The sequence below is a fragment of the Streptomyces sp. NPDC102451 genome, from assembly GCF_044765485.1.
In the GTDB taxonomy this organism is placed as follows: Bacteria; Actinomycetota; Actinomycetes; order Streptomycetales; family Streptomycetaceae; genus Streptomyces.
In genome coordinates this window covers 366,848-389,850 of the sequence record NZ_JBIWKD010000001.1, presented here as the reverse complement: position 1 = coordinate 389,850, position 23,003 = coordinate 366,848, and the positions used below count along the sequence as shown (strand labels likewise).

General features: G+C 72.5%; 21 protein-coding genes and 1 pseudogene. 13 read left to right on the top strand and 9 right to left on the bottom strand.

The features are described 5' to 3' along the window. The first annotated feature begins 23 nt into the window (after nt 1–23). Nucleotides 24–689, top strand: coding sequence for a heme oxygenase (biliverdin-producing) (locus ACIRD8_RS01905; protein ID WP_403984960.1), 666 nt, complete (start codon nt 24–26; stop codon nt 687–689). Here ACIRD8_RS01905 and ACIRD8_RS01900 read toward each other — a convergent pair whose 3' ends face one another. From ACIRD8_RS01900 to ACIRD8_RS01890, 3 genes are all read right to left on the bottom strand, one after another. Beyond that, nucleotides 690–1,361, bottom strand: coding sequence for a PhzF family phenazine biosynthesis protein (locus ACIRD8_RS01900; RefSeq protein ID WP_403984958.1), 672 nt, complete (start codon nt 1,359–1,361; stop codon nt 690–692). 97 nt (nt 1,362–1,458) lie between these two features. Beyond that, nucleotides 1,459–3,000 (bottom strand): HtaA domain-containing protein, encoded by a 1,542-nt coding sequence (locus ACIRD8_RS01895; protein WP_403984956.1) that lies wholly within the window; start codon nt 2,998–3,000, stop codon nt 1,459–1,461. A gap of 40 nt (nt 3,001–3,040) precedes the next feature. Further along, the gene (locus ACIRD8_RS01890) at nt 3,041–4,435 is read right to left on the bottom strand and encodes an HtaA domain-containing protein (protein WP_403984954.1); all 1,395 of its coding nucleotides are present in this window, start codon (nt 4,433–4,435) and stop codon (nt 3,041–3,043) included. A 134-nt stretch (nt 4,436–4,569) separates the two neighbouring features. Here ACIRD8_RS01890 and ACIRD8_RS01885 point away from each other — a divergent pair, with 134 nt between their 5' ends. The 4 genes from ACIRD8_RS01885 (at nt 4,570) to ACIRD8_RS01870 (ending at nt 8,705) form a co-directional block, all read left to right on the top strand. Further along, on the top strand, nt 4,570–5,655 hold the full coding sequence (locus ACIRD8_RS01885; RefSeq protein ID WP_403984952.1) for a hemin ABC transporter substrate-binding protein: 1,086 nt from the start codon (nt 4,570–4,572) through the stop codon (nt 5,653–5,655). Further along, nucleotides 5,652–6,734: a FecCD family ABC transporter permease gene (locus ACIRD8_RS01880; protein WP_403984950.1), complete on the top strand. Its 1,083-nt coding sequence runs from the start codon at nt 5,652–5,654 to the stop codon at nt 6,732–6,734. The genes ACIRD8_RS01885 and ACIRD8_RS01880 overlap by 4 nt, the downstream gene beginning before the upstream one ends. Beyond that, nucleotides 6,731–7,570 (top strand): heme ABC transporter ATP-binding protein, encoded by an 840-nt coding sequence (locus ACIRD8_RS01875; protein WP_403984948.1) that lies wholly within the window; start codon nt 6,731–6,733, stop codon nt 7,568–7,570. The genes ACIRD8_RS01880 and ACIRD8_RS01875 overlap by 4 nt, the downstream gene beginning before the upstream one ends. Nucleotides 7,571–7,697: 127 nt before the next feature. Further along, nucleotides 7,698–8,705, top strand: a complete 1,008-nt coding sequence (locus tag ACIRD8_RS01870; protein ID WP_403984946.1) for a hypothetical protein — start codon at nt 7,698–7,700, stop codon at nt 8,703–8,705. Nucleotides 8,706–8,818: 113 nt separating this feature from the next. On the opposite strand, the gene ACIRD8_RS01865 is transcribed toward ACIRD8_RS01870, so the two are convergent. Both ACIRD8_RS01865 and ACIRD8_RS01860 read right to left on the bottom strand, forming a co-directional pair. Next, nucleotides 8,819–9,556, bottom strand: a complete 738-nt coding sequence (locus ACIRD8_RS01865; RefSeq protein ID WP_403984944.1) for a bifunctional DNA primase/polymerase — start codon at nt 9,554–9,556, stop codon at nt 8,819–8,821. 142 nt (nt 9,557–9,698) lie between these two features. Further along, a complete protein-coding gene (locus ACIRD8_RS01860; RefSeq protein ID WP_403984942.1) occupies nt 9,699–10,358 on the bottom strand; it encodes a TetR/AcrR family transcriptional regulator in 660 nt (219 codons plus the stop codon). Between the two features lie 173 nt (nt 10,359–10,531). On the opposite strand from ACIRD8_RS01860, the pseudogene ddaH reads away from it, so the two are divergent. Continuing rightward, a pseudogene (ddaH, locus tag ACIRD8_RS01855) lies at nt 10,532–11,368 on the top strand (dimethylargininase); the annotation flags it as partial. Here the strand turns inward: ddaH and ACIRD8_RS01850 are convergent. Further along, nucleotides 11,365–12,357, bottom strand: a complete 993-nt coding sequence (locus tag ACIRD8_RS01850) for a small ribosomal subunit Rsm22 family protein (RefSeq protein WP_403984940.1) — start codon at nt 12,355–12,357, stop codon at nt 11,365–11,367. The pseudogene ddaH and the gene ACIRD8_RS01850 sit on opposite strands and share 4 nt — an antisense overlap. Before the next feature lie 183 nt (nt 12,358–12,540). Between ACIRD8_RS01850 and ACIRD8_RS01845 the strand changes: the two genes are divergently transcribed. Further along, entirely contained in the window at nt 12,541–13,848 is a 1,308-nt protein-coding gene (locus tag ACIRD8_RS01845; RefSeq protein ID WP_403984938.1) for a hypothetical protein, read from the top strand. A gap of 50 nt (nt 13,849–13,898) precedes the next feature. Here ACIRD8_RS01845 and ACIRD8_RS01840 read toward each other — a convergent pair whose 3' ends face one another. Next, nucleotides 13,899–15,290 (bottom strand): Bcr/CflA family multidrug efflux MFS transporter, encoded by a 1,392-nt coding sequence (locus ACIRD8_RS01840; protein ID WP_403984936.1) that lies wholly within the window; start codon nt 15,288–15,290, stop codon nt 13,899–13,901. An 84-nt stretch (nt 15,291–15,374) separates the two neighbouring features. Between ACIRD8_RS01840 and ACIRD8_RS01835 the strand changes: the two genes are divergently transcribed. Next, nucleotides 15,375–16,382 carry a Gfo/Idh/MocA family protein gene (locus tag ACIRD8_RS01835; RefSeq protein WP_403984934.1) on the top strand — a complete coding sequence of 336 codons (1,008 nt, stop codon included), beginning with the start codon at nt 15,375–15,377 and terminating at the stop codon, nt 16,380–16,382. 22 nt (nt 16,383–16,404) lie between these two features. Here the strand turns inward: ACIRD8_RS01835 and ACIRD8_RS01830 are convergent, their stop codons facing one another. Next, the gene (locus ACIRD8_RS01830) at nt 16,405–18,072 is read right to left on the bottom strand and encodes an alkaline phosphatase D family protein (protein ID WP_403984932.1); all 1,668 of its coding nucleotides are present in this window, start codon (nt 18,070–18,072) and stop codon (nt 16,405–16,407) included. 142 nt (nt 18,073–18,214) lie between these two features. On the opposite strand from ACIRD8_RS01830, the gene ACIRD8_RS01825 reads away from it, so the two are divergent. The 4 genes from ACIRD8_RS01825 (at nt 18,215) to ACIRD8_RS01810 (ending at nt 21,541) form a co-directional block, all read left to right on the top strand. Continuing rightward, nucleotides 18,215–18,970 (top strand): SDR family oxidoreductase, encoded by a 756-nt coding sequence (locus tag ACIRD8_RS01825; protein ID WP_403984930.1) that lies wholly within the window; start codon nt 18,215–18,217, stop codon nt 18,968–18,970. Nucleotides 18,971–19,117: 147 nt separating this feature from the next. After that, on the top strand, nt 19,118–19,582 hold the full coding sequence (locus ACIRD8_RS01820; protein WP_403984928.1) for a lamin tail domain-containing protein: 465 nt from the start codon (nt 19,118–19,120) through the stop codon (nt 19,580–19,582). A gap of 149 nt (nt 19,583–19,731) precedes the next feature. Continuing rightward, on the top strand, nt 19,732–20,586 hold the full coding sequence (locus tag ACIRD8_RS01815) for a PhzF family phenazine biosynthesis protein (RefSeq protein WP_403984926.1): 855 nt from the start codon (nt 19,732–19,734) through the stop codon (nt 20,584–20,586). Nucleotides 20,587–20,743: 157 nt separating this feature from the next. Further along, nucleotides 20,744–21,541 carry an SAM-dependent methyltransferase gene (locus ACIRD8_RS01810; protein WP_403984924.1) on the top strand — a complete coding sequence of 266 codons (798 nt, stop codon included), beginning with the start codon at nt 20,744–20,746 and terminating at the stop codon, nt 21,539–21,541. Between the two features lie 23 nt (nt 21,542–21,564). On the opposite strand, the gene ACIRD8_RS01805 is transcribed toward ACIRD8_RS01810, so the two are convergent. Next, nucleotides 21,565–22,194, bottom strand: coding sequence for a TetR/AcrR family transcriptional regulator (locus tag ACIRD8_RS01805; RefSeq protein WP_403984922.1), 630 nt, complete (start codon nt 22,192–22,194; stop codon nt 21,565–21,567). A gap of 161 nt (nt 22,195–22,355) precedes the next feature. Between ACIRD8_RS01805 and ACIRD8_RS01800 the strand changes: the two genes are divergently transcribed. Continuing rightward, on the top strand, nt 22,356–22,937 hold the full coding sequence (locus ACIRD8_RS01800) for a GNAT family N-acetyltransferase (RefSeq protein ID WP_403984920.1): 582 nt from the start codon (nt 22,356–22,358) through the stop codon (nt 22,935–22,937). The last annotated feature ends 66 nt before the right edge of the window (nt 22,938–23,003 follow it).

Here is a 23,003-nt window from a genome sequence, read left to right as displayed (position 1 = left end):
CCCTCGGTCCCCGGAGGCCCGCCTTGGACTCGACCGCCACCACCACGCCCTTCTCGACGCTCATCCGCACCGCCTCGCACGAGCAGCACACGGAGGCGGAGTCCTCGTCCTTCATGAGCGACATGCTCGGCGGACGGCTCGGGGTGGACGCTTACACGCGCTACACCGAGCAGCTGTGGTTCGTCTACCGGGCGCTGGAGGACGGCGCGGAGGCCCTGCGCCAGGACCCGGTCGCCGGGCCCTTCATCCAGCCGGAGCTGATGCGCACGGCCGAGCTGGAGCGCGACCTGGGTCATCTGCGGGGCGAGGGGTGGCGCGAGGGGCTGGAGCCGCTGCCCGCGACCGTGGCGTACGCCGAGCGGGTCGCCGAGTGCGCCCGTGAGTGGCCCGCAGGTTATGTGGCCCACCACTACACCCGTTACCTCGGCGATCTCTCGGGCGGCCAGATCATCCGCGGTACGGCGGAGAAGACCTGGGGCTTCGAGCGCAAGGGCGACGGGGTGCGGTTCTACGTGTTCGAGCAGATCTCCAACCCGGCCGCGTTCAAGCGGGAGTACCGGGAGCTGCTGGACGCGGTGAACGCGGACGATCTGGAGAAGCAGCGCATCGTCGACGAGTGCAAGCGCGCCTTCGCGCTGAACACCGCCGTCTTCCGCGAGCTGGGCGAGGTCTTCCCGCTGAGCGCGTGATCAGGAAGCGACCACCAGAAGGACGCGGCCCCCGACCTCCATCGTGCCGTCCGGCGCGGGTGCGGTGAGGATCTGGGAGCCGCGTCCTTGTGTGATGTTCAGGGCCCGGCCGAGTTCGGCGCTCAGCAGCATCGCCGCGGCGCCGGTCGCCTCGTCCTCGTCGATGTGGTCGTCGCGCCGGGGGAAGGCCCGGGCCCGTACGCGGCCGGCGGCCTCGTCCTCCCAGGCCCAGACGTAGAGCCAGCCCTCGCCGGGCGGCGGCTCCGTCAGCGCCTCGACCTCCGCGGCCGACGCGTATCGCTCCAGGGTCCTCGGCGGCGCCCACTCCGGGCGGGCCGTGATCCAGGTGAACTCGCCGTCCTGGCGGGCCGTCACGTCCCCGACGGGCAGCTCCAGCACCTCCAGGTCGAGCAGCCAGGCCGCGCCGACGAGCGGGTGTCCCGCGAACGGCAGCCGCAGCCCGGGGGTGCGGATGTCGACGGTGCCGCGCTCCGGGTCGTCCACGAACACGGTCTCGCTGAAGCCGAGCTTCCGTGCGAGCGCCTGCCGGGACTCGTTGCCGGGATACCTGCGCCCGTCGCGCACGACGCCCAGCGCGTTGCCGTGGCGGCCGTCCGGGCCGCAGAACACGCGCAGTACGTCGATGCCTTCGGGTACCTCGAAGTCGTTCACACGCGCATTCAAGCACCGCGCGGGGCCCTCCTACGCCACAGGGCCGCACCGGCACGATGTGTGCCGGTGCGGCCCTGGCGCCGTGGGGGGACGGGGATCAGGCGGTACGACGACGACGCGCCGCGATCACCACTCCGGCGCCCGCCGCCACGACGACGCCCGCGGCGGCGGCGAGGGCGCCGGCCGGGACGTCGGAGCCGGTGGAGGCGAGGGAGGCCGAGCCCCCCACGGTGCCGCCGCCGACGGTTCCGCTGCCGCCGGTCGTGGAACCGGTGGTGGAGCCGCTGCCGCCGGTGGTGCCGGATCCGCCGGTGGCGCCCGGGAGTTCGGCGTCCTCGTCGAGGGCGACGGAGACGGTCAGGGCGTCGAGCTGGGTGCCCTCGGTGTACATGCCGCCGAATGCCTTGGTGCCGTCGGCGGTCAGGGTGGCCGGCACGGCGGAGAGGGTCACCACGCCGTCCTTCGCGGCGAGTTCACCGCTGGGGAGCTTCAGGTCGGCGAGGGCGAGGTCGGTGTAGGTGGTGACCTTCTTGGTCTCCCGGTCCTTGCTGGAGACGTCGGCGACCAGGGTGCCGGCGCCGTCCTTCACCTGGACCTCGAGGCCGGTGAGGGAGAGGTCGAGCGTGTAGGCGTCGCCCTCCTTGTGGCCCAGGAAGCGGACCTGGCCGTCGAACTCGGCGTCCAGGGTCTGCTCGTCGGCGTCGAAGCTGCCCGTCGCGTCGGGGAAGTGGTAGCCGGTGGCCGAAGCAGTGGCGCCGCCCGTCGTCTCGACCTTGCCGTTCGCGATGGGGCCGGTGACGTAGGAGCGGAAGGACTCCTTGACGCCCCAGTCCAGGGTGCCGTCCACGAGCTCGCCCTGCTCGGCCGCCGGGGTGGTGGCCGACGCGGTGGGGGCCGGGGTGGTGGGCTTCTCCGTGGGCTTCTCCGTGGGCGTGACCGTCGGCTTCTCGGTGGGCTTCTCCGTCGGCTTCTCGGTGGGCTCCTCCGTCGGCTTGTCCGTCGGCTCCTCGGTCGGGGGTGTGACCGCCTTGACCGACAGGGTGGCCGGGTCGAGGACCTCGCCCTCCGCGTACATGCCGTTGAAGGCGGCGGAACCGGCCTTCGTCAGCTTCGAGGGGATGTCCTTGAAGACCATCGCGCCGCCCTCGCCCTGGCCGGGGCGGACCCCCGACAGGTCGAGCTCGGCGAACGCGACGTCGTCCTGGGTGCCCTCCGGGGTCTTCAGGTCGACGGTGACGGCGCCGGAGGTTCCGGCCGTGGAGACCTTGACGTCGGAGATGGTGATGTCGAGGACACCGCCGTGGGCGTTGAAGTTGACGCTGCCGTCGAAGGCGGTGTCGGTGCCGTGGGTGGTCGTGTCGTACGTGCCCTTGCCGTTGCCGAAGGTGAAGACCCCGTTGCCGGCCGCCTGGGTGGCGCCGTCCTTGACGGTGATCGTGCCCGCGCCGCCGATGTATCTGCGGAAGGACTCCTTGAAGCCCCAGTCGAGCGTGCCGTCGGTCAGCTCCATGGTGGCCGCGGGCGCGGCGGCCGGAGCCGTGGTGTCGGCCGCGAGGGCGGGGAGGGCGAACGTCGCGCCGAGGGCGGCCGCGGTGGCGACAGCGGCGGCGAGGGCTATGGGGCGGCGGGTGGCTGCCATGACAGTGACTCCTGGTGGACGTAAGTGATGAGAGGGGATGTCAGGTGTTCCGTGCCGCACCGCGGCGACGGGCCGCGTACAGCACGCCGGCGACGGCCGCGATCAGCACGGCCCCGCCCCCGACGGCGAGAGGGATGAGGGAGCCGGAGTCCTCCGCCGCCGGCTGGGCGGCGGGGGTTCCGGTGGGCTGCGTGGCGGGCGTGGCGGAGGGTTCGGCCTCGCTGCCCAGGTCGGGCAGTGCGGGCAGTTCCGCCTTCGCGTCGACGGCGACGGCGAGGGAGACCGGGTCCATCGCGGTGCCGGCCCTGTAGAGGGAGCCGAAGGCCTTGGCCCCCTCGGCGGTCAGGGTCGCGGGGGCCTCGGTGAGGACGGCGAGGCCGTCCTCGGGCGCGAGGTCCGCGGCGGCGAAGGTGACCAGGGGCACGGCCTTGTCGGTGGTGCTGCCGCTGGTGACGTCGGCCAGGAGCGTGCCCTTGCCGGAGGCGGTCCGTACGGCGAACCCGGCGAGCTTCAGGTCCAGTCCGTCCGCTCCGGTGAAGTGGACGCTGCCGGAGAAGGTGGCGTCCAGCTTCCGCTTGCCGTCGTACGTGCCCTTGCCCTGCGGGAAGCGGAAGAGCGCCCCGCCGTCCTGGGCACCGTCGGCGAGTGTCCACCTGCCCTGGCCGATGGAGCCGGTGACGTACTCGCGGAAGGTGCGGCGCACGCCCCAGTCGACGGCCGCGTCCTCGAAGCGGCCCGCGTTCTCCTTCTTCTTCGTCGTCGCGGAGGGCGACGGGGAGGAGGCGGGGGACTTCGAGGGCTTCGCGGCGGCAGGTGCCTTCGTGTCGACGGAGAGGCTGACCGCGTCCAGCGGCGTCCCGGCCGTGTAGTAGCCGGCGAAGGCGCTCGCGCCCTGCGAAGTGAGCGTCGCCGGGACGTTGTTGAGGCCGATGGGCGTGGAGCCGCCCTTCATGTTGATCCCGGAGAGGCCGAGGTTGGCCAGCGGCACCTGGGACGAGGTGGTGACCCGGCCGCTCCCGCGCTCCTTGCTGACCATGTCGGCGTAGAGGGTTCCGCCGCCTCCGGAGATCCGGACCGTGGGGCGGCTGATGGTGAGGTCCAGCTCGTAGCCGCCGGCCTTCTTGTGGCCCACGAAGTGGACGCCGCCGGAGAAGCCTGCCTGGAAGGCACCGCTCGCCGGGTCGTAGGTGCCGGTGGCGGAGTGGAAGCGGAACTGGCTTCCGCCGACCGTCGCGGCCCCGCCGGTGAGGCTCCAACTGCCCTGGGCGATGGGCCCGGTGACGTAGCTCTGGAAGGAGGACTTGATGCCCCAGTCCAGTCGGCCGCCCTGCACCGTGCGGCTCGCCGCCTGCGCGGCGGTGGCCGGGAGCAGCGCTCCGAGCAGCACCGCGAGGAGCGCGACGGCGGACGCGCGGACGGATCTGGACGGCGGCATGGAGCCCTCCCGGGAGCAAATGATGAGGTAAGGCTAACCTAAACTAGGTGAGGCGAGGCTAACCTAATACGACCCAGCGGATGCCGGAACCCCCTCGTCACTCCGCTCCCGTGACAGCTCAGGACGGTGCACCCGTGCGTTTGCCCCACTACTCCGCCGCGGCGGGCCGAAGAACCGTGCGACGGCGTACGGTCCGGCTCGGCGCCCTGACCGCCGTGGTGACGCTCGCCGCGGTCCTCACCGGCTGCGGCGGCACGGGGAGCGAGGCCGCCGGACCCGCCTCCGCGGCGAGCGCCTCCGCGGCGGCCGATGCCGTCGAGCCGCTGGCCAAGGCGCCGGAGCCCCGACTGCCCGTCACCGTGCGCTCGGCTGACGGCAAGGACGTCACCGTCACCTCCACGGACCGGATCGTGCCGCTGACCGGATCGCTCAGCGAGATCGTGTTCACGCTCGGCCTCGGTGAGCAGGTGGTGGCCCGCGACATCACCGCCACCTTCGAACAGGCGGAGAAGCTCCCGGTCGTGACCCGTGCGCACGACGTCTCGGCCGAGAGCGTGCTCTCCCTGAAGCCGACGGTCGTCCTCGCGGACACCACGACGGGCCCGGCCGAGGCGATCGACCAGATCCGTGACGCCGGGATCGCCCTCGTCGTCGTCGAACCCGCCAAGGAACTCGCCGATGTGGGGCGCCGGATCGACACCGTGGCCGCGGCCCTGGGCGTGACGTCCGCGGGCGACGAGCTGGAGGCGCGTACGCAGTCGCGCATCGCCGCCGTGCAGAAGACGATCCCCGCGCGCCGGAAGAACGACGGGGGCGGCGGGGGCGACGCACCGCGCGTCGCCTTCCTCTACCTGCGTGGCTCGGCCTCCGTCTATCTGCTGGGCGGCCGGGAGTCCGGCGCGAGTTCGCTCCTCGAAGCGGCGGGTGCCGTCGACGCGGGCAAGGCCTCCGGGCTGAAGAAGGACTTCACCGCCATCACCAGCGAGGCACTCGCCGAGGCCGCGCCGGACGCGATCCTCGTCATGACCAAGGGCCTCGAATCCGTGGGCGGCGTCGACGGACTGGTCAAGATCCCCGGTGTCGCCGAGACGCCCGCCGGGATGGACCGCAGGATCGTCTCGATCGACGACGGGGTCCTGCTGAACTACGGTCCGCGCACCGACCGGGTGCTGGCCGAACTCGTCGAGCAGCTGTACCCGGAAGGCGGGAGGAGCGAGTGACGACCGCCTCCTACGACGGATCCGCCGCGAAGGCCGAGAAGGCCCCGGGGCGGCGCGGCAAGGCGTTCGTCCTCACCGTCTCCCTGTCCGTCGCGCTGCTCGTCGGCTGTCTGCTCTCCGCCGGGCTCGGCGCGTACAGCATTCCCCTCGGTGACGTCCTCTCCTCCGTCCAGCACCGGGTCGGCCTCGGCGGACAGGCGCTGGACCGGGTCGGCGAGAGCGTCCTGTGGAACGTACGGCTGCCGAGGGTCGTCCTCGCGCTGCTCGTCGGCTCCTCCCTGGGGTGCGCGGGCGCGCTGATGCAGGGCGTGTTCGGGAATCCGCTGGCCGAGCCCGGGGTCATCGGGATCTCCTCGGGTGCCGCGGTCGGAGCGGTCGCCTCGATCGCACTCGGGCTGACCTTCTTCGGCAACTGGACGATCACCGTCTGCGCGTTCGTCTCCGGTCTCGCCACCGTCCTGCTGGTGTACGTGCTCTCCCGGTCGGGAGGACGGACCGAGGTGGTGACGCTGATTCTGACCGGGATCGCCGTCAACGCCTTCGCGGGCGCCCTGATCGGCCTGTTCATCTTCTTCGCCGACAACGCGCAGATCACCCAGATCACGTTCTGGCAGCTCGGCTCGCTGTCCCAGGCGACCTGGCCGAAGGTGCTCGCCGTACTGCCGTGCGCGGCCCTGGGACTGCTCGTCGCCCCGTTCTACGCGAGGAAGCTGGACCTGCTCGCGCTCGGCGAGCGGCCGGCCCGGCACCTGGGCGTCGATGTCGAGAGGCTGCGGATCGTGCTCGTCCTTGTCGTGGCGCTGCTGACGGCGGCGGCGGTCGCCGTCGCCGGGATCATCTCCTTCGTGGGGCTGCTCGTCCCGCATCTGCTGCGGATGGCGAACGGCCCCGGGCACCGCTTCCTGGTGCCCGGCAGCGCGCTCGGCGGGGCACTGGTCCTGGTGGCGGGCGATCTCGCGGCGCGCACCGTCGCCGATCCCGCCGAGCTCCCGCTCGGTGTGCTGACCGCCCTCTTCGGCAGCCCGTTCTTCTTCTGGCTGCTGCGCAGGACCCGTCGTAGGCAAGGTGGTTGGGCGTGAACCCGTTCAAGTCGCTGCTCGCGGCCCGGAGCCGGGAGCTGCCCTCCCCCGTGCCGGCCGGCTCCCCCTCCGCCGAGGTGGCCGGGGTCGGAGTCCGGCTGGGCCGGCGGCCGGTCCTGGACTCCGTGGAGCTGACCGTACGGGCGGGCGAGGTGCTGGCCCTCGTCGGACCGAACGGGGCCGGGAAGTCGACGCTGCTGTCGGCGCTCGCGGCGGACCTGCCCGTGGACAGCGGAGAGGTACGCATCGACGGACGGCCGGCGTCCGGCTGGTCGGCTCCTGAACTGGCCCTGCGCCGGGCCGTCCTGCCGCAGTCCGCCGCGCTCGCCTTCCCGTTCCCGGTCGAGGACGTCGTACGGATGGGACGGGCGCCCTGGGCGGGGACGGCCCGGGAGGACGAGGACGACGCGGCGGTCGCCGGGGCGATGGCGGCGACGGAGGTGACGGAGTTCGCCGCCCGCCCGTTCTCCGCGCTGTCCGGCGGCGAGCGGGCCCGGGTCGCCCTGGCCCGCGTGCTGGCGCAGCGCGCCCCGCTGCTGCTCCTGGACGAGCCGACGGCCGCGCTGGACCTGCGCCATCAGGAGCTGGTGCTGCGGATCTGCCGTGAGCGGGCCGCCGCCGGTGACGCGGTGGTCGTGGTGCTGCACGACCTGGGTCTCGCGGCGGCGTACGCGGACCGGGCCGTGGTGCTGCACGGCGGCCGGGTCGCGGTGGCCGGGCCGCCCGCCGAGGTGTTCACGGACACGCTGCTCGGCGAGGTGTACCGGCAGCCGGTCGAGGTGTTCCCGCACCCGCGGACCGGGGTGCCGCTCGTCGTCCCGCACCGGGCCCCCTGATCCGGCCGGCCCTCCTCATGTCACGGTTGGGCGCTGTATCTCATCCCGTCGCTCGCGCTGTTCGCCTCCCCGGTAGGGTTCAGGCGGTCAGTGCGGACGACGGATCAGAAGGCGCAGAAGGCAACGGATGACAAGGCTGGGTCGACTGGCGGCGGGACTCGCGACGGCGACGGTGCTGAGCGTGACGGCGAGCGGCTGCGTAACGGTGCACGGCGAACTGGAAGTCGTGCCGGGAGCGACGGAGTCCGAGGCGGCGAAGGCCCTGGAGGACTTCACCGTCGCGTACAACAAGGCGGACAAGGCGTACGATCCGGCGCTCGACGAGGACCGGGTGACCGGTTCGCTCGGCGCGATCAACCAGGCCGGTCTGGCCGCGCGGCGGAAGAACAGTCCGGAGGGCAACGCGCAGCACAAGCCGCTGGAGCTGACCGACGCCTCGTACGCCATTCCCAAGAAGGCGGGCTGGCCGCGCTGGTTCGTCGCGGACACCGACTCCAACCGTGACCAGGACGGCGGGAAGCAGGACACCCGCTGGCTGCTGGCGTTCGTCCGTACCGGGCCGGACGCGCCGTGGAAGGTCTCCTACCTGGCGGTGGCCTCCCCGTCCGAGATACCGAAGTTCCGCAAGGACGCGGACGGGTGGGCGCAGCCCGTGCCCTCCGCCGGCACGGACGCCACGCTGGCCACCCCGCCGGGTGAGCTGAGCACCACGTACACGGACTACCTCACGGACGGTGCCCCGGACGTCTTCGCCCCGGGGTCGATGACCTCGGGCTGGCGGGACGCGCGGAAGAACACCCGCAGGGCGGGCTTCTCCTACCAGTACGTCGACCAGGCGCTGGACTCGGGGACGTTCGCGCCGCTGGGTCTGACGACGGAGGACGGCGGGGCGCTGGTCTTCTTCAGCAGCAAGCACTTCGAGCGGCAGACGGCGGCGCAGGGGCTTCGGCCGACGGTCACCGCGGACGTGGAGGCGCTGCTGACCGGCGAGGTGAAGAGCACCCTCACCAAGGAGCGGGTCTCCAGCCAGCTGGTCTACGTGCCGAAGAAGGCCGCGGGAGACGCGTCGGATACGGACGGCAAGGTGCGCGTGCTGAACCGGCTGCCCGGTCTGGTCGCGGCGCAGGGGTCCTGACCGCCCTCAGCCGTGGGGCGGGGTGCGCCCCTCCCAGTGCGTTTCGTGCGGCGCTCGACGACGAAGGGCCGGTCCGGCGAGGCGAGCGCGGCGGGCAGCCGGGAAAGGACAGGTCAGCGGCTCATCGGCCAGGCGACGGCGTCGTGGTCGCTCGCGTCGGCCGTGTCCGCGTACTGCGCGCAGGCGTCGGTGAGCGTCTCCAGGAGGGTCAGCGGATCGGGGAGGGGGTTCTCCGGGCCGCGGATCCAGTGCACGTCCAGCTCACCGGGGAGCCGGGCGGGGGGCAGCAGGACGTAGCTGCCGCGGCAGTGCCAGCGGAGCCCCGGATGCTCGTCCATGGTCTCGGGGTGGCAGTCCAGCTCGCAGGGCCACCACTCGTCCTCGTCGTCGGGGGTGCCGCGGGTGGCGGTGAAGAAGAGCATCCGGTCGGTGCCGGACTGGGCCACGGGGCCGACGTCGATGCCCGCCGCGAGGAGCCGCTCCAGAGCGGCGCTCCCCGCACTGAGGGGGACGTCCAGGACGTCGTGGATCAGGCCCGTCGCGGTGATGAAGTTGGCCAGCGGCTGGTTGGCCGCCCAGCGCTCGATCTGTGCGCGGTCCGTCGTGGACTGCGTCTGCCAGGCGAACGAGATGGGGTGCCGTGCGGGCGTCGGACAGCCGATGCGCTCGCACGAACATCGGTAACCGGACGGGTGCGCCGCGGGTGAGACGGGCATCCCTGCCTCGGCGACGGCCAGGAGCAGCGCCAGCCGCGCCGCGTCGTCGGCCTCCGGCTGTGTTTTCGGCCGCCTGCGCAGCCACTGGGAAATCCTGCCCTCTGTGCCGCGATAGCGGCCGGAATCGGCGCCCATCTATCCCCTCACCTCAGCGGTTTCCACTCCATGGTCCCACCATCCTGCTCCTCGGGTGGCCAGAGTTCCCAAGCGGGGTGCTCGGGCGGTCGCGCAGAGGTCGGCACACTCATACGGAATGTCATGAAATGCGCCGCCCGCCTCATGGCCGGATCAAGATCCCCCGCAGCGCGAGGTCGACGACGGAGTCCGCGTACGCATGGGTGAGCGGAAGCGTTCTCAGCAGCCAGCGGTGGGTGAGCGGGGCGATCAGAAGCTCCAGCGCGATCCGCGGATCGACGTCCGCGTCCACCTCGCCGGCCTCCTGGGCGGCACGCAGGCGTGTGACATACAACTGGAGCTGCGGTTCGAGCAGGTTTTCGACGAATTGGGCCCCGAGTGCCGGATCGATGACCCCCTCGGCGGTCAGGGCCCGGGTGGGCGCCTCGGTCGCGGGATCGTTCAGTTCGTCGACCGTGGCCCGCAGGACCAGCTTGAGGTCGGCCGCCAGGTCACCGGTGTCGGGGATCCCGTACGCGCCGTCCGCCCCGGCCCCCTCCGCCTCGGCCGCCCGGCGGGCACTCGTGGCCACCTGGTCGAGGAACGCATCCATGAGCACGGCGGCTTTCGACGGCCACCAGCGGTAGATCGTCTGCTTGCCGACCCCGGCCCGGGCGGCGATACCCTCGATCGTCGTCCTCGCGTACCCCACCTCGCCCACGAGTGCGAGCGCGGCGTCGTGGATCGCGCGGCGGGAGCGGTCGCTGCGGCGGCTGGAGTCGGGGGCCTTGTGACGGGAGTCGGGGGCCTTGTGGGATGACATCCGGCCATCCTAGGGGCCGACGGTCCGATACGTATCGTCTTGTGTGCCCTCATGTACGCCACCCCGCCGGCCCGCGCGAACCACCCGAACGGATGACAGCGCGACGGCCCTGCGCGGCGCACCATGAACTCACGCGCACACCCCGCGCGTCCCACCGTTCCGCGGCCACGGCCGCCGTTCGCGAGGAGCCTGCATTGACCCGTGACGCCACCCCTCGTCGCTACCTGATGTGCGCCCCGGCCCACTTCGAGGTCACCTACTCCATCAACCCGTGGATGGATCCGTCGAAACCCGTGGATCTGCCCCTGGCCAACACCCAGTGGGAGGACCTGCGCGACCGCTACCGGGCGCTCGGCCACACCGTGGAGCTCCTCACTCCCCGCCCCGACCTGCCCGACATGGTGTTCGCCGCCAACGGGGCCACCGTGATCGACGGCAAGGTGCTCGGGGCCCTGTTCGCCTACCGGGAGCGGTACGCGGAGGCCGAGGCGCACCGGGAGTGGTTCCGGGCCGACGGCTTCACCGAGATCCACGAGCCGGCCCATGTCAACGAGGGCGAGGGCGACTTCGCCGTGACCGCCTCGTACCTGCTGGCCGGGCGGGGCTTCCGGTCCAGTCCGCTCTCCCACGACGAGGCCCAGGAGTTCTTCGGGCGCCCGGTGATCGGCCTCGACCTGGTGGACCCGCGCTACTACCACCTGGACACGGCGCTGTGCGTGCTCGACGACGCGGCGGACGAGATCATGTACTACCCCGGGGCGTTCTCGCCGGGCAGCAGGTCCGTGCTGGCCCGGCTCTTCCCCGACGCGCTGCTGGCCGAGGAGGCGGACGCCGCCGCGCTGGGCCTCAACGCGGTCAGCGACGGGCGCCATGTGCTGCTCCCGCAGGCCGCCGTGGGGCTCTTCGACCCGCTGCGGGACCGGGGTTTCGACCCGGTCCCGATGGATCTGGGTGAGCTGCTCAAGGGCGGCGGCAGCGTGAAGTGCTGCACCCAGGAGCTGCGGGCCTAGCCCTCCTCGGGCGGCGGCCAGGCGTCGCCCCACGCGGTGTCCCGGGCGGCACGGTAGAGCGCGCCGTGCCGCTTGGTGACCGTGGCGCGCTTCAGGCCCTCGTCGCGGGTGCAGAGCTCCAGCAGCACCTGCCCCTTGCGGATCTGCGGCCTGCGGGTGACCCGTTCACGTACCGGTTCGGTGGGGAAGCGGGTCGCCACGACGTAGCTGAACTTCTCGTCCTCGTGGCTGAGCGAGCCGCCCTTGACCTGGCGGTGCAGGGAGGAGCGGCTGACCCGCGCCGAGAAGTGGCACCAGTCCGTGCCGCGCTCGATGGGGCACGCGTCGTCGTGCGGGCAGGGCGCGGCGATGCTCAGCCCCGCGGCGATCAGCCGGTCGCGGGCCTCGATGACACGGTCGTAGCCGTCGGGGGTGCCGGGCTCCACGATCACCACGGCCTGCGCGGCTGCCGCCGCGTCCACGACGGCGGCCCGGTTCCCGGGCGTGAGCTCCTTGAGTACGTACGAGACGGTCACCAGGTCCGTGGGCGCCGGGGCCGGTGACGTACCGATCCGTGCCCGCTCCCAGGTGGCCTCCCGGAGTGCGGGGATGCCGGAGGACACGGCCAGTTCACGGCCGAGCGCGAGGGCCGGCTCGGACCAGTCCAGGACCGTCGTCCGCGGCCCGTCCCAGGCCCCGGCGACCGCCCAGCTCGCCGCGCCAGTGCCGCCCCCGATGTCGGTGTGGGTGGCGGGCGCCCAGTCCGGCGCGGCCTCGCGGAGTGCGGCGAGGCAGGACCGTACGGCCTCGAACGTCGCGGGCATCCGGTACGCGGCGTACGCGGCGACGTCCGAGCGGTCCCGCAGGATCGGGGCGTCGGTGGGGGTGGTCCCGCGGTAGCTGGCGATCAGCCGTTCGACGGCCTGCGCCGCCTGGGTCGGGGGCAGCCCGTCGAGCAGGGCGGCCAGCGCGGCACGCAGGGCTTCCGCGGTGGGGAGGGTGGCGTTCACCGCCGAATTGTAGGCGCAGCGGGCCCCGCCCCCGCAGCCCGGTGCTCCGGTACGCAACCGGGACAGAACGGCTACGGCACCGAACTGCTCGCCAGTACGCGCCCGTTGCTACGCTGGCCGACGCCGCGCCGGGGATGGACCAGGGGCCGGCCGGTCGGGGGGACCATGCGACACAGGGTGACCATGCGGCAGAGGGTCGTGCGTCTGGCTCTGGTGGGCGGGGTGCTCGTCCTCGCCCTGCTGCTCCTGCTGGCGACCTGCGGGGGCGGCGGGACCGGCGGCGACGACGAGCCGGCGAAGCCCGTGAGGAAGAGCACCGGCCCCGCGACGCGGCTGAACGTCCCCCCGGAGTACACGACGGGGCGCGGCTGGGAGGTCGTCGGCGCCGGGCCCGACTACGCCGTCTCGCACACCACGGGCCGGCTGGCCTATCTGGTGAGGGCATCCGACCGGCGCTACCGGCTGCGGACCCTCGACACGGAGACCGGCCGGCCCGGCTGGAGCGGTGAGGCGTGGCGGCCGCCGGACCCGGCGGACTTCCCGAAGCTGCTCACCGTCGCCAAGGACGACCGGCAGTTCTTCGTGGCCTGGTCGTACGGGAAGACCGGCGACGGGCTCGCACCGGAGCGGACCTTCGTCTCCCTCGACGTGTACGACGTGGTGGACGGGGAGCGCCGGCGCGTCGAGGTGCCGTGGTCCGGTGCGCCGACCGTCACGGCGACCGGTCCGTCCATCCTGATCAGCGACGGCCGGGCGAACAGCGCGGCCGTGGACCCGGTCAGCGGTGAGGTGTCGGAGACCGTCGCGTCCGCGGTGAGGTATCCGGCGGGCTGCACGGCCTGCAAGCAGCTCACGGAGGTACGCGGGCAGACCGCGAAGGGCCTGCTGCTGAGCGGGGTGCGCGAATTCTGGGTGCGGGGCGGCTGGTACAGCAGGAGGACGGCGCCGAAGGGCGCGGACCCGGCGACCGGGGTGCCGACCTCCGTGGCACCGGGGCTGATCCTGGCGAAGTGGCAGCTCGCCGAGGGGGCGAAGCGGGCCGCCACCCACCAGATGTGGGCGGTCCATGACGCGGTGAGCGGGAAGCCGGTCGTCACCGTGGAGTGCCACACCCCGGCCATAGAGCCGGGGCGCTACCCGCGGGCCGTCGTCTCACCCTCGGGCACGTACCTGGTCGCGGGGAACCTGGCGTTCGACCTGAAGGCGAAGAAGGGGTTCTGCTTCGAGGAGGAGGACGGTTCGGCGGCGCTGACGTTCGCGTCGGTGACCGACGGGGGCAGTGCCTACGGCGCGACGACCGCGCGTGACGCGGACGAGGCGCTGGAGGGCGACGGGGTCAACCCGGTCGCGATGAGCTTCACGACGTGGGACGTCGGGACACTGGCCCCGAACACGCGGCTGCCGGAGCTGGAGACCTCCGGCGTCGGCGTGTTCCGCTGGACGGACCGCAAGGACCGGCTGCACCTGCTGGGCTATCCGCGGGTGGGCTGACCGGCCGACGGGCAGCCCGGCCGGTCCTCACCGGCCGGGCTGTTCCCGGCTCACTTCGTGAGCTGCTCCGGCACGGCCGCCGTGCTCCGCCACGGCCTGCACAGCAGCAGGAAGCACACCATCGCGGACACGGAGCAGACCACCTGCACCACGGCCATCGGCACGGCGGTCTTCTCCCCGGCGATCCCGACCAGGGGCGAGGCGATGGCACCGATCAGGAACTGGGAGGTCCCCAGCAGCGCGGAGGCCGAGCCGGCCGCGTGCCTGGTCCGCATCAGCGCCTGCGTGTTGGTGTTGGGCATCGCCAGGCCCATCGCGGACATCAGCACGAACAGTCCGGCGGCGACCGGCACGAGGCCGACATCGCCGAACACCCCGGAGGTCATCAGCAGCAGCGCGACCGCCGCGACGGTGATGACGGCGAGGCCGAAGCCGAGCGCCTTGTCCAGGCTGACCCGTCCGACGAGCAGCTTGCCGTTGATCTGGCCGACGGCGATCAGCCCGATGGAGTTGATCCCGAAGAGCAGGCTGAAGGTCTGCGGGGACGCCCCGTAGATCTCCTGGACGACGAACGGCGAGGCGCTCACGTAGGCGAACAGCGCGGCGAAGGCGAGGCTGCCCGCGACCATGTAGCCCGTGAAGACCCGGTCGGCCAGCAGCCCGCGCATGGTGCGCAGCGCGTCGCCGACCCCGCCGGTGTGCCGCGCCTGGGCCGGGAGCGTCTCGTGGAGCCACTTCCAGACGACGAAGGTGAGCAGCACCCCGACGAAGGTGAGGACGACGAAGATGCCCCGCCAGTCGGTGAACTGGAGCACCTGGCCGCCGATCACCGGTGCGATGACGGGGGCGACTCCCGAGATCAGCATCAGGGTCGAGAAGAACCGGGCCATCTCGTCGCCGTCGTAGAGGTCGCGTACGACGGCCCGGGAGATCACGATGCCGGCGGCGCCGGCCAGGCCCTGCAGGAGGCGGAAGCCGATGAGGAGTTCCGCGGTGGGGGCGACGGCGCAGATCGCGGTCGCCAGGACGTAGACGACCATGCCGAGGAGCAGCGGCGTGCGCCGGCCCCAGCGGTCGCTCATGGGACCGACGACGAGCTGGCCGAGCGCCATACCGGTGAGGCAGGCCGTCAGGGTCAGCTGGACCGTCGCGGCCGGGGCGTGCAGCGCGTCGGTGACCTCCGGGAGTGCCGGGAGGTACATGTCCATCGAGAGGGGCGGCAGTGCGGTGAGCCCGCCCAGCACGAGGGTGACCAGGAGTCCGGCCCGTCGTGCGGTGGTGGTGGAGGCGGCCGGGAGTCCCGGCGCGGTGGTCATGGAGATGGCCGGGACACCCGCAGCGGTGGGGGTGGCGGTGGCCTGGGCGCTGAGTGCGGCGCCCTTGCTGCTCGTCGGTATGTGCTCGTCTTCTTGCTGGGCCCGGCTCACGCCGTTGTCCGGCATCCTCGTCTCCGCTTCGTTGAATCCGCATCTATGCTCTCAGGTCAGTCGGAGTGGTCGATACCTTTTTGTGTGGGGCGGGCGGGCATGAGCGGGACTGTGCGTTGGGGTGTACTGGCGACGGGCGGCATAGCCGCGACGTTCACGGGTGACCTGCTGGCGATGAAGGACTCCGGGGCCGAGGTCGTGGCGGTCGCGTCCCGTACCGAGGCCTCCGCGCGGGCGTTCGCCGAGCGGTTCGGGATCGGGCAGGCGTACGGCAGCTGGGCGGAGCTCGTCGCCGACGACACCGTCGACGTCGTGTACGTCGCCACCCCGCACTCCGCGCACCGGGAGGCCGCCGGGCTCGCCCTGGAGGCCGGCAAGCACGTGCTGTGCGAGAAGGCGTTCACGCTGAACGAGCGGGAGGCGCGGGAGCTGGTGGATCTGGCCCGGGAGCGCGGGCTGTTCCTGATGGAAGCCATGTGGACGTACTGCAATCCGCTCATCCGCCGGATGACCGAGCTGGTCCGGGACGGCGCGATCGGTGAGATCCGCACGGTGCAGGCCGACTTCGGCTTCGCGGGTGCCTTCGGGGCCGAGCACCGGCTGCGCGATCCCGCGCTGGGCGGCGGCGCGCTGCTGGACCTGGGGGTGTACCCGGTGTCGTTCGCGCAGCTGCTGCTGGGTGAGCCGGACCGGGTGCAGGCGGACGCCCTGCTGTCCCCGGAGGGCGTCGACCTGAACACCGGGATGCTGCTGGGCTGGAACTCGGGTGCCACGGCGCTGCTGAGCTGCTCGGTCGTCGGGGACCTGCCGACGGTCGCGTCGGTGACGGGTACGGCGGGGCGGATCGACTTCCCGCAGGGCTTCTTCCACCCGGAGCACTTCGTCCTGCACCGGCCGGGCCGGGAGCCCGAGAAGGTCGTCACGGGCCCGGGCCCACAGGGCCTTTCGGGCATGCAGTACGAGGCGGCGGAGGTGACGCGCGCCCTGCTGGCGGGCGAGAAGGAGTCCCCGCTGGTGCCGCTGGAGGGTTCGCTCGCCGTGATGCGGACGCTCGACGCGGTGCGTGACCGGGTCGGCGTCCGCTATCCGGCGGACGACCGCGCCTGAACCGTGCGCGGCCGGGGCCGGGTCATGCGGGGATGAGCCCCGGGTTCCCGGCCTCGGTCACGAAGGAGCCGGCGGTGGCGACCGGCGCGCCGGGTGTGGTGACGGCCGACACCGTACGGAAGTCGGCGCGCGCCTGCCGCGTGCCGAGGGTGACGAGGGCGTAGCCGCGGCGGCCGTTGTAGAACTTCAGGTGGGGGTTGGCCCGGGTCTGGTTGTCCCAGTTGGCGGGCTTCTCCGAGCCGTCCTTGCCGCTGGCGATCGAGGTGGCGACGACCTCGGTGCCGACGGTCCGGGAGGCCGGGTCGTCGAAGTCCTTCTTGAGGTCGAAGCCGTAGCCGACGTGCACATCGCCGGTGAGGACCATCAGGTTCTCGATCCCGGCTGCCTCCGCGCCGTCCATGACGCGCTGCCGGGAGGCGGGGTAGCCGTCCCAGGAGTCCATGGACAGCTTGTAGGCGTCGGTCGGCACGTCGCGCCGCTGGGCGAAGGTGACCTGCTGCGGGACGACGTTCCACCGGGCTTCCGAGGACTTCCAGCCGTCGATCAGCCAGCGCTCCTGGGCGGCGCCCGTCAGGGTCCGCGACGGGTCCTCGGACTCCGGTCCGGGGACCTGCCAGCCGTCGCCGTAGGCCTGGTCGCTGCGGTACTGGCGGGTGTCGAGGATATCGAACTGCGCGAGCCGGCCGAAGTGCAGCCTGCGGTAGAGCCGCATGTCGGGGCCGGTGGGGCGCTGCGGGGTGCGCAGCGGCTGGTTCTCCCAGTACGCGCGGTAGGCGGCGGCCCTGCGCAGCAGGAACTCCTCCGGGGGCACGCTGTTCTCCGGGGTGTCGCCCGCGTAGTTGTTCTCGGTCTCGTGGTCGTCCCAGGTGACGACGAAGGGGTGCGCGGCGTGGGCGGCGCGCAGGTCCGGGTCGGACTTGTAGAGGCCGTACCGCATGCGGTAGTCCTCCAGCGTGATCGTCTCCCGGTTGTAGTGGTCGGGCAGGACGCGGTCCGTGTACTTGCGGGCTCCGCCGGTGGCGGTGACCGCGTACTCGTAGAGGTAGTCGCCGAGGTGGAAGACCACGTCGACGTCCTCGTCCGCGAGGTGCTGGTAGGCGGTGAAGTAGCCGTCGTGGTAGGCCTGGCAGGAGACGGCGGCCAGGGTCAGGGAGCTGTTGCGGGCGTTCCTGGCGGGTGCGGTGCGGGTGCGGCCGGTGGGGCTGGTCCAGCTGCCGGTACGGAAGCGGTAGTAGAAGCTCCGGCCGGAGTCGAGGCCGTCCACGTCCACATGGACGCTGTGCCCGAACTCCGGGTGGGCGGTGGCGGATCCGCGCCGGACGATCCGCCGGAAGCGCTCGTCGCGGGCGATCTCCCAGCGGACCTCGACGCGCCGGGCGGGCAGCCCGCCGTCGGCCTCGTACGGGCGGGGCGCGAGTCTCGTCCACAGGAGTACGGACGCCGGCAGGGGGTCCCCGGACGCCACCCCGAGGGTGAAGGGGTCCTCGGTGATCTTCCGGGCGTCGAGCTCGGCGGCCGCCGCCGTACCCGCGCCGGGCAGGTTCACCGCGAAGGCCAGTGCGGCGGCGGCGCCGGTGACGGTGAGGAAACGGCGTCGGCCCACGCCCGGTCCGAGCCTCTGTGCGGCGAGGCGCAGCTCGGCGGAATGGCCGAGCCGGCCGGGCGTGCTGCTGATCTGTGCGGGTGTCATGTGCCCCTCCCCTGCCGGATGTTGTCAGAGGCATTGGAGTGCGGAGCGACGACGTCCCGTTGGCACGTACACAACATCCGTATGGCGGTGCGATGAGCACCGGGTGCCGGCCGCCGTGAAACCTCCCGTACGCTGCCGGGCCATGAACGCTGAGCAGAGAATCGCTGTCGTCACGGGTGCCGGGTCGGGGATCGGAAGGGCCGTGGCCCTCACCCTCACGGGTGCGGGCTGGACGGTGGCCCTCGCGGGGCGGCGGGCCGGGGCCCTGGAGGAGACGGCTGCCGCGGCCGGTCCGGGCACCGCGGTGTGTCTGCCCACCGATGTGAGCGACCCGGACTCGGTGGCCGCGCTCTTCACCTCCGTACGGGACCGTTTCGGCCGGCTGGACCTGCTCTTCAACAACGCGGGGACGTTCGGGCCACGTGCGACGCCCGTCGAGGACCTCGCGTACGAGGACTGGCGGGCAGTGGTGGACGTCAATCTGACGGGGGCCTTCCTGTGTGCGCAGGCGGCGTACCGCCTGATGAAGGAGCAGGACCCGCAGGGCGGCCGGATCATCAACAACGGGTCGGTCTCCGCCCATGCGCCGCGCCCGCACTCCCTCGCCTACACGGCGACGAAGCACGCGATGACCGGCCTGACGAAGTCGCTGTCGCTGGACGGGCGGCCGTACCGGATCGCCTGCGGGCAGATCGACATCGGCAACGCGGCGACCGACATGACGGAGCGGATGAGCACGGGGATCCTCCAGGCCAACGGCGAGGTGGCGGCCGAGCCGGTCATGGCGGCGGACGACGTGGCCCGGACGGTCCTGCACATGGCGGAGCTGCCGCTGGAGGCCAATGTGCAGTTCGCGACGGTGCTGGCGACCGCGATGCCGTACGTCGGCCGGGGCTGATCCACTTCGATCCACGCCTGCCCGGACCGCGCCGGAACTCGCCCTCGGATGACAGAGTTTGCGAGTTTCCCTCGTTGGGTCCGGGCAAGCGCGTGCTGCCCGTATGCTACTGACCTTCACCGGATGTACACAGAAGGACCACACAGCATGCGCATACGCACCGCCGCGCCCCTCGCCCTGGCCGCCGCCACCGCACTGGCCGGCTCGCTCCTCGCCTCGGTCCCGGCCTCCGCGGCCGCCCACCAGGGCGGTCTGCACCTCGGCAAGATCCAGTACGACAGCCCCGGCAAGGACACCCGGACGAACACGTCCCTGAACGCCGAGTACGTGGACATCCACAACAACGGCAAGTCGAAGCTCCAGCTCAAGGGCTACAAGCTCAAGGACAACACCGGGTACACGTACACCTTCCCCAGCTTCACCGTCGCGGCCGGGAAGACGGTCCGGGTCCACACGGGCAAGGGCAAGAACTCCGCGGCCCACGTGTACTGGAACCGCGGTTCGTACGTCTGGAACAACACCGGCGACAAGGCCCGGCTGATCAAGCCGAGCGGTGCGCTCCTGGACTCCTGCTCCTGGGGCAAGGGCACCGGCGTGAAGGTCTGCCACTGACCGCACTGAATGGGGCCGCCGCGGCCGGGGGGTCCGCGGGAGCGGCCAGGGGTGGTGGTCCGGGGGTCAGGACCCGGACCACCACCCCGCGGACACGCTCATGGGCGCGGGCGGGAATGAGCGGCGACGCCTCCCGGTTGACCTGCGACATGAGCTCTCACGCCGGCCCCGAGGTCCTCCGTTACACCGCGTTCTCCGCCGATCCCGAGGGGGGCAACCCGGCGGGCGTCGTCCTGGACGCCTCCGGGCTGGACGACGCGGCGATGCTCGCCGTCGCCGCGGAGCTGGGATACAGCGAGTCGGCGTTCCTCACCGCGCCGGACGGCCGCGGCGGGCACACGGTCCGCTACTTCAGCCCGAAGGCCGAGGTCCCCTTCTGCGGCCATGCCACGGTGGCCGCCGCCCTCGCGCTCGCCGAGCGGGACGGGCCGGGCGACCTGGTGTTCTCCACCGCCGCGGGTGCGGTCCCGGTCACCGTCGTACGCGAGGGCGGAGAGCTGCGCGCCACCCTCACCAGCGTCGACCCGCACCTCACGGACGCCGCCCCCGGGGACGTGACGGAGGCCCTGGCCGCCCTGGACTGGCCGGCCGCCGATCTGGACCCGGCGCTGCCGCCCCGCATCGCCTACGCGGGCGCCCGGCACCTGGTGCTGGCCGCCGCGACCCGGGAACGGCTGGCGGACCTGTCGTACGACTTCGCCCGGCTGGAAGCCCTCATGCACCGGCTCGACCTGACGACCGTCCAGCTCGTGTGGCGGGAATCGGCCACCGTCTTCCACGTCCGCGACCCGTTCCCGGTCGGCGGCGTCGTCGAGGATCCGGCGACGGGCGCGGCGGCCGCGGCCTTCGGGGCGTACGCACGCGAGCTCGGCCTCGTCCCGGGCGAGGCGGTCCTCACGCTGCACCAGGGCGCCGACATGGGCCGGCCGGGCACCCTCACCGTCGGGCTGCGACCGGGTGACGCACGGATCAGGGTGACGGGGACGGGGACCCGTATCGGCTGAGCGGCGGACCCTCGGCACGACGTCGGCTGCCCGTGACGTGTCCGAGGGGCCCCTCCGTGCTCCCGCCCCAACTTCCTTATGCTGCTGTCAGGTTGATCAGCTGCTCGACATCCCGTCCTCGGAGGCCGGCGATGCCGCAACGGAGAACGGGACGACAATGACCCCTACGGACATCGACACCAGCAAGCCGCACCCGGCACGGCTGTACGACTGGTACCTCGGAGGCAAGGACAACTACCCGGTGGACGAGGAGCTGGGCAGACGGCTGACCGCCTTCGCCCCGGTCATACCGGTGATGGCGCGCATGAACCGGGCGTTCACCCACCGGGCCACCCGGTGGCTCGCCGGTCAGGGGATCCGTCAGTTCCTGGACATCGGCACCGGGATCCCGACCGAACCCAACCTCCACCAGGTGGCCCAGGCGATCGCCCCGGACGCCCGGGTCGTCTACTGCGACAACGACCCCGTCGTCCTCAGCCATGCCCAGGCCCTGCTGAACGGGTCCGACGAGGGTGCGCTCGGTTACGTACAGGCCGATGCCCGGGAGACGGACCGCATCCTGGCCGAGGCGGCCGAGGTCCTCGACTTCGGCCGGCCGGTCGCCCTCTCGCTGAACGCGCTGCTGCACTTCCTGAGCGACGAGATGGGCGCCTACGAGGTGGTGGAGAAGCTGACGGCCGCTCTGGCGCCCGGCAGTTACCTGGTGATCTCGCACCTCACCCCGGACTTCCACCCCGAGGAGGCGTCGCAGAAGGTCCGCGACATGTACAAGGCCAACGGGCTCACCCTGGACATGCGCGACCGCGACCGCTTCGCCCGCTTCTTCGACGGGCTCGGCCTGGTCACCCCCGGCATCGTGGCCGCCGAGGAGTGGCACCCGGAGCTCGGCGAGCCGGTCCCCGGCCAGGAGGGCGCGCACAGCGGGGAGTACGTGGCGGTGGCCCGGAAGGCCTGAACGTCCGGAGGCCCGGGGCGGGCTCAGTTCACGTACACGCCCGCCCTCGCGGCCACCGCCGCCGCCTCTGCCGCCCGGTCGGCGACCGCCTCGTCCAGGGGGTCGCCGCTGGCGAGCAGCCGGTAGTAGAGGGGCGCAGACACGGCGCGGATCACCTCGCGGGCATCGGTGCGCGGGGGCAGCTCACCCCGGGCGACCGCCGCGTCGACGCAGCCGGCCCACTCCTCGATGCGCACCGCGTAGAAGCGGTGCAGGGCCTCGGCCGTCCGGGCGTCGCAGGTCGCCGCCGCGACGACGGCGGTGAAGAGGGGGCCCTGGCGCGGGTCGGTCAGCGTCCGCACCACGAGCCGCGCGTTGGACCGCAGGTCCTCGTCCAGGGACCCCGTGTCCGTACGCGGGACGGACTGCTCCGCCATCTCCGTCAGCAGGTCGGCGACCAGTCCCGCCGCGGTGGACCAGCGCCGGTAGACCGTGGTCTTGCCGACCTCGGCGCGGCGGGCGACGTCGGCGAGATCGAGCCGGTCGAAGCCCTGCTCGACCAGGGCGTCACCGGCCGCGCGCAGCACGGACTCCCGCACCCGGGCCGTGCGCCCACCGGGCCGGACGGTGCCCGGCTCCCCGTCCGTCCCATCCCCTGCGTCTCCTGCGCCCATGAGCATCTCCAGCTCTGTCGACAACCCACGCCCTGCACAACGGCGCCATACTAACGGAACCATGGGGCCGTTAGATCGTCCCGAGGGCGTCCCTCGGCCGGGCGGGTCCGGGGGTGAGTCGGGCCCGGGCCGCGGGACGCGGGCGCGGCAGGATGACGGTCATGGCACAACCGCTGACCGTCCCCAGCATGACCGCCGGAGCCGACTTCGTCCTGCGCCCCTGGGAGATGAGCGACCTGCCCCTCGTCCGCGAGGCGGCCAAGGACGACTACATCCCGCTGGTCACCACGATCCCCTCGCCGTACTCCGACGAGGCGGCCCAGGCCTACGTAAGACGGCAGTGGGACCGCGCCGCCCACGGCGAGGGGTATCCGTTCGCCATCGTCCGCACCCGGGACCGGCGGCCGGTCGGCTCCATCGGGCTCTGGCTCGCGGAGGCGGCCCAGGGCAGGGCGACGCTCGGTTACTGGATGACCGCCCCGGACCGCGGCCAGGGCGTCGCGGGCGCGGCGCTGCGCACGGTCACCACGTGGGCCCTGCACGAGCTGCGCATCCCCCGGGTCCAGCTTCTGATCGAGCCGTGGAACACGGCGTCGGTACGGACCGCCGAGAGCGCCGGCTACCGGCGCGAGGGCCTGCTGCGCGGCTGGCAGGAGATCGGCGGGCAGCGGCGGGACATGCTGATGTACGCACAGCTGAACGGCGACCGTCCGTCCGATGGCCGGGCACCCGCCGGCGCCTGAACACGAGACGTTACGATCGCGGGCACCGCGGTGGCACCGCGGTGCCCGATCCACCGAAATCCCCCG